This window comes from Janthinobacterium sp. AD80, assembly GCF_002878455.1.
In the GTDB taxonomy this organism is placed as follows: domain Bacteria; phylum Pseudomonadota; class Gammaproteobacteria; order Burkholderiales; family Burkholderiaceae_D; genus Janthinobacterium.
The window spans coordinates 1-3,368 of sequence record NZ_NRDQ01000102.1; the positions used below are offsets into that span (position 1 = coordinate 1).

The window sequence follows — 3,368 nt, forward strand, 5'->3', positions numbered from 1 at the left end:
CTGGGCAGCATGCGCATGCTGCTGGCGGCGGGGCGCAGCCATGCGCTGGCGCGCAATGTGCCGGCGACGCGCACATCCATTTCATGCGGCATGGCCGATGTCGTGCCGCAGGTGTTCGCCAGCCCCACGCATTCCCTGCTGTGCGGCGAAGCGCGGGGCCGCCATGCCGATGGCTGGCGCGGCACGGCGGCGCGTTCCATCCGCTACTGGAGCGACGACGTGCAATTGCTGCTGGGCTATGTGCGGGCGGGGCGGGCGCTGGCCTATCTGCCAGACTTCGCCCTGCGCGAGCATGATCTGTTGCAGCTGGAGGTGGCCGGCGCCGTCGAGTGCAGCGAACAGGTGCTGCTGGTATGGGATGGCGAACTGGCGGGGCAATGGCTGCATGCAGTGGCGCGGCAGCTTGCAATTCATCCGAATTAAGCAACAAACTATTGCGCTTTTGCGGATTTTTCTACCGGATTAAGAAACGTAAGATGTGTGCATCCCAATCCTCTTCTGAAGGCGCACCATGTTCTCCAAATCCATTGCCAGCGTTCTTGTTTCCACCGTGTTTGCCGCCGGCGTCGCCTCGGCCGCCGCCAGCGCGCCCCTGACCCTGGAAGTGTTCAATCCGGGCGAGGCGGCCATCTTCCCCGTCGCTTCCGTACTGGTTGCGGGCAAGCATGACGCCGTGCTGATCGATGCGCAGTTCTCGCGCGCCGAAGCGCAAAAGCTGGTGGAAAAGATCCGCGCCAGCGGCAAGAAACTGACGACGGTCTACATCAGCCACAGCGATCCCGATTTCTATTTCGGCCTCGACGTGATCAAGGCGGCCTTCCCGCAGGCCAAGATCGTCGCCACGCCGGAAACGGTCGCCGAGATCCGCCGCAAGGCCGACGCCAAGGTCGCCTACTGGGGGCCGATCCTGAAAGACAATGCGCCGCAGGGCATCGTCATTCCGGAAGCGTTGAAAGGCAAGCGCATCAGCCTGGAAGGCCAGTCGCTGGACATCGCCGGCCCCACGCCAGCGCGCACCTATGTGTGGATTCCGTCGATCAAGGCCGTGGTGGGCGGCGTGGTGCTGTTCGGTAACTTGCACGTGTGGACGGCCGATACGCAAAGTCTGCAATCGCGCCAGGACTGGCTCAAGACCCTCGACGGCATCGCCGCCCTGAAACCGGTGACCGTGGTGCCCGGCCACTTCAAGGTCGGCTCGCCCCTGACGCCGGAGAGCATCGCTTTTACGCGCGACTACCTGGTGACGTTCGAGGCGGAAACGGCGAAGGCCGCCAATGCGGCCGCCCTGATCGAGGCCATGAAGATGCGCTATCCGAAGCTGGGCCTCGACGGCGCCCTGGAGACCAGCGCGAAAGTGGCGAAGGGTGAAATGCAATGGTAAGCGGCAAGGAAGCCGTCATGCCCACACTGCACTACATTTTCGATCCCCTGTGCGGCTGGTGCTACGGCGCCGCGCCGCTGGTCGAGGCGGCGCGCGCCGTGCCCGGGCTGCAGGTCGCCTTCCATGGCGGCGGCATGATGAGCGGCAGCAATCGCCGCCAGATCACGCCCGCATGGCGCGGCTATGTGCTGCCGCACGACCGGCGCATCGAGCAATTGTCGGGCCAGCCGTTTGGCAACGCCTACCTGAACGGCTTGCTGAACGACACGACGGCCATGCTGGATTCGGAACCGCCGATCACGGCCATCCTGGCGGCTGAAGTCCTGGCTGGCAAGGGCCTGGACATGCTGCAGCGCGTGCAGCGTGCCCATTACGTCGATGGCTTGCGCATCGCCGACGTGCCCGTACTGGTGCGCCTGGCGCAAGAGCTGGGCATGGATGGCGCCGCTTTCCAGGCCGAGTATGCGCGGCAGGCTGGCGCCGCCACGCAACGGCATATCGATGCCAGCCGCGCCTTGCTGGCGCAGGTGGGCGGGCAGGGCTTTCCCACCTTCGTGCTCGACGATGGCACGGGCAAGCTGTCCGTGATCGATATCGGTGGCTTCCTGGGCCAGCCGGCGAAGTTGCAGGCACAGCTGGGCGGCGAGTGCGGTACAAATGCTTGCGCATTGTAAATAACTATCGATTCTATAAAATCAATTATCTTTTCCTTTGTTGTTGACCTCGTTACACTGGTTCCATCAGTCAACAACGAAGGAAAAGCAGCCATGAGCCAACAGCCGCCATTCAGCACCGCCTCGGGTATTCCCGTCGCCGACAACCAGAATTCCATCAGCGCCGGCCCCCGCGGTCCCTTGCTGCTGCAAGACTTCCACCTGATCGAAAAACTCCAGCATTTCAACCGCGAGCGCATTCCCGAGCGCGTGGTGCATGCCAAAGGTTCGGGCGCCTACGGCACTTTTACCGTCACGCACGATATCTCGCGCTACACCAAGGCCAAACTGTTCAGTGAAGTGGGCAAGCAGACGGCGACCTTCGCGCGTTTCTCCACCGTTGGCGGGGAACGCGGCAGTGCCGACACGGAACGCGATCCGCGCGGTTTCGCCGTGCGCTTTTATACGGAAGAGGGCAACTGGGATTTGGTGGGCAACAACACGCCCATGTTCTTCATCAAGGACCCGATCAAGTTCCCCGACTTCGTCCACACGCAAAAGCGCGATCCGCAAAGCAATTTGAAATCGGCTGAAATGATGTTCGATTTCTGGAGCCATGCGCCGGAAAGCCTGCACCAGGTCACCATGCTCTTCTCGGACCGCGGCACGCCGGACGGCTACCGTCACATGGATGGCTTCGGCAGCCACACGTATAGCCTGATCAATGCGGATGGCCAGCGCGTGTACGTGAAATGGCACTTCAAGACGCGCCAGGGCATCAGGAATTTGCCGGCCGCGGAAGCGGGCCGCCTGGCCGGTGCCGACCCCGACTACGCCCAGCGCGACCTGTTCGGCGCCATCGAACGCGGCGATTTCCCCCAGTGGGAAGTCAAGCTGCAGGTGGCGACGGACGAGCAGCTGGCACAGTGGGAGCAGCGCACGGGCTGGAACCCGTTCGACCTGACGAAAGTGTGGCCGCACGCGGATTTCCCGCTGCTGCCCGTTGGCATTTTCGAGCTGAACCGCAATCCGGACAATTACCACGCGGAAGTGGAGCAGGCGGCCTTTTCGCCGGCCAACGCCGTGCCCGGCATGGGCTACTCGCCGGACAAGATGCTGCAAGGCCGTCTGTTCGCCTACCACGACGCCCAGCTGTACCGGGTCGGCACCAATCACCAGCACTTGCCCGTGAATGCGGCGCGCTGTCCCTTCCATAACCAGCAGCGCGACGGCGGCATGGCCATCCACAATGGCGGCGCGGCGCGCAACTATGCGAACGTGGCGGCGGCAGGCAGCGCGCCGCAAGGGCTGGGCAACGGCGAGCCGGCGCTGGC

General features: G+C 63.6%; 3 protein-coding genes and 1 pseudogene. All 4 read left to right on the top strand.

Annotated features, from left to right (window positions below):
- A pseudogene (locus tag JaAD80_RS30775) lies at nucleotides 1-423 on the top strand (LysR family transcriptional regulator); the annotation flags it as partial.
- A gap of 88 nt (nucleotides 424-511) precedes the next feature.
- Nucleotides 512-1,381 (top strand): MBL fold metallo-hydrolase, encoded by an 870-nt coding sequence (locus tag JaAD80_RS19235; RefSeq protein WP_102296399.1) that lies wholly within the window; start codon nucleotides 512-514, stop codon nucleotides 1,379-1,381.
- A gap of 17 nt (nucleotides 1,382-1,398) precedes the next feature.
- Nucleotides 1,399-2,055 carry a DsbA family protein gene (locus JaAD80_RS19240; protein ID WP_102296402.1) on the top strand — a complete coding sequence of 219 codons (657 nt, stop codon included), beginning with the start codon at nucleotides 1,399-1,401 and terminating at the stop codon, nucleotides 2,053-2,055.
- A gap of 93 nt (nucleotides 2,056-2,148) precedes the next feature.
- Nucleotides 2,149-3,368: catalase (locus JaAD80_RS19245; RefSeq protein WP_102296400.1), on the top strand; the 1,220-nt coding region annotated here is incomplete at its 3' end.